This is a genomic window from Sphingomonas sp. AOB5, from assembly GCF_029433115.1.
GTDB lineage: Bacteria > Pseudomonadota > Alphaproteobacteria > Sphingomonadales > Sphingomonadaceae > Sphingomonas.
Window position 1 is genome coordinate 1 of the sequence record NZ_JARNTV010000124.1, and the last position, 2,840, is coordinate 2,840.

Consider the following 2,840-nt stretch of genomic DNA (forward strand, 5'->3'; position numbering starts at 1 on the left):
CCGAAGCCGCCACCTCCACCGCCGCCGCCACGCCGCGCGCGGCTCAGCAGGTCCTCGATCGACGAGACATTGCCGCGCGGGCCATTGCCGCGCTTGCCGTCGGGCGGAAGCGACCAGGGATTACGCGGACCGCCGCCCCCGTTGCCGTCGTCATTGCCGCCACTGCCGCCGCCGTTGCCCCAGGGGCTTTTCGGGGGATCGTTCCTGAAGACGCCGGCCAATGCGGGCCAGCCAAATCGTTTCGCCATACGGACCTTTATAGGGGTGCCGCCGCAGATTTACAGTGGCGGACGCGAAATCCGTCCCTATGTCCGGCCCGATGACCGACAAAACCACCATCGAAGCGATCCTCGCTCCCCTCACCGCAGGCCGTGCCAGCGCGCGATTCGAGAATGGACGGGCGAGCATCGTGCTCGACGTCACCGGCCTTTCCACCGCCGCGCGCGACGAGATGGAAGCCGATGCCAAACGCGCCGTCGCGGCGCTGGCCGGGGTGGACGAAGTGCGGGTGCTGATGACCAGCGAGCGGCGTTCGCGGCGGATGATTGCGGTGGGCAGCGGCAAGGGCGGCGTGGGCAAATCGACCGTCTCGGCCAATCTCGCCATCGCGCTGCATCGTGCGGGACGGCAGGTCGGCATGGTCGACGCCGATATCTATGGCCCGTCGCAGACGCGGCTGCTCGATGTCGAGGGCATCCGGCCGAGCCACAAGGACGAGAAGCTGATCCCTGTCCCCTCGCGCCACGGCGTGCCGGTGCTGTCGATGGGCGGGCTGGTCGAGCCGGGACAGGCGATCGCGTGGCGCGGGCCGATGGCGGGCAGCGCGCTGGGCCAGCTGGTCGATGCCGAATGGGGCGACAAGGATCTGCTGATCCTCGATCTGCCGCCGGGCACCGGCGATGTGCAGCTGACCATGGTGCAGAAGCACAAGCCCACGGGCGCGGTGATCGTATCGACCCCGCAGGATCTGGCGCTGATGGACGCGCGCCGCGCGATCGACCTGTTCCAGCGGATGGGCGTGCCGATCATCGGCCTGATCGAGAATATGTCGGGCTATGCCTGCCCGCATTGCGGCGAAGTCTCCGATCCGTTCGGGCGGGGCGGGGCCGAAGCGGCGGCGGCGGAACTGGGCATCCCGTTCCTGGGCCGGGTGCCGCTGGAACTGGCGATCCGCACCGCGTCCGACGCAGGCGAGCCGCCCGCGACCGGGAACGGGCCGGAAGCGCAGGCGTTCGTCGAGATTGCCGGTGCCGTGAATGGCTGGCTGGAGCAGAATGGAGGCTAGGATGCCGCTGACCCGCGACGAGGATATCAAGGCGCTGCTCGAGGAGGTGCGGACCATCGCGCTGGTCGGCGCGTCGGACCGGCCCGACCGGCCGAGCTACCGGGTGATGGGGTTCCTCCAGCGGCAGGGATACCGGGTGATCCCGATCAACCCGCAGATCGCGGGCGAGCATCTCCATGGCGAATATGTGTTCCACGATCTGGGCCAACTGGGCATGGAGATCGACATGGTCGACATCTTCCGCCGCCCGATCGCGGCCGGCGAAGCGGTGGACGAAGCCATTGCGGCGGGCGCGAAATCGGTGTGGCTGCAACTCGGCGTGATCAACGAGGAAGCCGCGGCGCGTGCCGAGGCGGCGGGGCTGAAAGTGGTGATGGACCGCTGCCCTGCGATCGAGATCCCGCGGCTGGGGATCGCGCCGGTCGCGGCCTAACCGCGCTTGTAGTCCGGCAGCACTTTCATTTGCTGCCAGTAGCGCGTCAGCCCGAGGCCCTGCATCAGCGTCTCGAACCGGGGATCGGCGCGCATCGCGCTGGTCGAGGGGAGGAACAGGAAGACCGTCCGCCGGTTGCCGCGCGAGGTGTAGGTGCGCTGTTCGGGGAAGCGCTGGTCCGAGATGCGGAAGCCGCGATCGAAGAAATACGCCTGTGCGACCTCGAACGCGGCATCGACCCGGCCCAATGCCGAGGCGAACTGGACCGTGTTTTCCGCAAAACCGGTCGCGGCGCGTGCGCCGGCCATGTTGAGCCGCATCGCTTCGTCGATATCGGTGTCCTTGCGCGACTGCATCGCGCGGGCGACCGCGACGATCATCGCGAAATTACTGTCCGTGATGCCCGCTGGGTGGCCGTCGACATTCTCGAACATCGCCAGCGATTGCTCGGCCCGGCCGGTGTAGAGCATGAAGTAGAAACGGGTGAACCACACCGCGAAATGGGTGGGGAACATCGCATAGGCTTCGGCCATGGCGCGATCGGCATCGTCGAGCCGGCCCGCCGCCCACAGGACCTGCGGATAGGTATAGGCGACGCCGGGCGTGGGCGGGACCTTGCCCGCCATGGTATCGAGCAGCGCCGCCGCCTCGCGGCAACGGCCGACACTCATCATGTTCCCGGCCAGCGCGCCGGTGAGCAGTGGATTGCCGGGGTGGCTCCTGAGCGTCGGGCGCAGCACCTGTTCGGCGGCGGTCCAGTTGCCGATGCGCGGGCGCAGGCCCAGCCGGGCGATCTTCACATAGATATTGCCGGGATCGAGCGCCTCGGCCCGGCGCATCGCTTCGTCGGCGCGGGCGCGCAGATCGTGCGACAGCTCGGGCGTGCGGGCGTTGGCGCCGCTGACATAGGTGAGCGCCAGCATGCCCCAGCCATCGGCATAGTCGGGATGCTTTTCCACCACCCGGCGCAGCAGCCCGGCGGCCTGGCTGCCGCCTTCGGGCGTGCTTTGCTGGATGGCGAGGCCCGCCTGGAACATCAGCAGCGCGACATCCTCGGGCGGCTTGCCGTCGTGCGCCGGCGCGGTGAAGCGGCGATAGCCCCACCAGCCGCCCGCCGCGACC

3 protein-coding genes and 1 pseudogene are annotated in these 2,840 nt (G+C 68.9%); 2 read left to right on the forward strand and 2 right to left on the reverse strand.

Annotated elements, in window-relative coordinates:
• Nucleotides 1-248 (reverse strand): annotated as a pseudogene (locus P1X14_RS21890) (protease modulator HflK); the annotation flags it as partial.
• Between the two features lie 71 nt (nucleotides 249-319).
• Between P1X14_RS21890 and P1X14_RS21895 the strand changes: the two are divergent.
• Both P1X14_RS21895 and P1X14_RS21900 read left to right on the forward strand, forming a co-directional pair.
• Nucleotides 320-1,285, forward strand: coding sequence for an Mrp/NBP35 family ATP-binding protein (locus tag P1X14_RS21895; protein ID WP_277317543.1), 966 nt, complete (start codon nucleotides 320-322; stop codon nucleotides 1,283-1,285).
• A gap of 1 nt (nucleotide 1,286) precedes the next feature.
• On the forward strand, nucleotides 1,287-1,718 hold the full coding sequence (locus P1X14_RS21900) for a CoA-binding protein (protein WP_277317544.1): 432 nt from the start codon (nucleotides 1,287-1,289) through the stop codon (nucleotides 1,716-1,718).
• Here P1X14_RS21900 and P1X14_RS21905 read toward each other — a convergent pair.
• A partial coding sequence (locus P1X14_RS21905) for a hypothetical protein (RefSeq protein WP_277317545.1) occupies nucleotides 1,715-2,840 on the reverse strand: 1,126 nt, incomplete at its 5' end. The two genes, P1X14_RS21900 and P1X14_RS21905, sit on opposite strands and share 4 nt — an antisense overlap.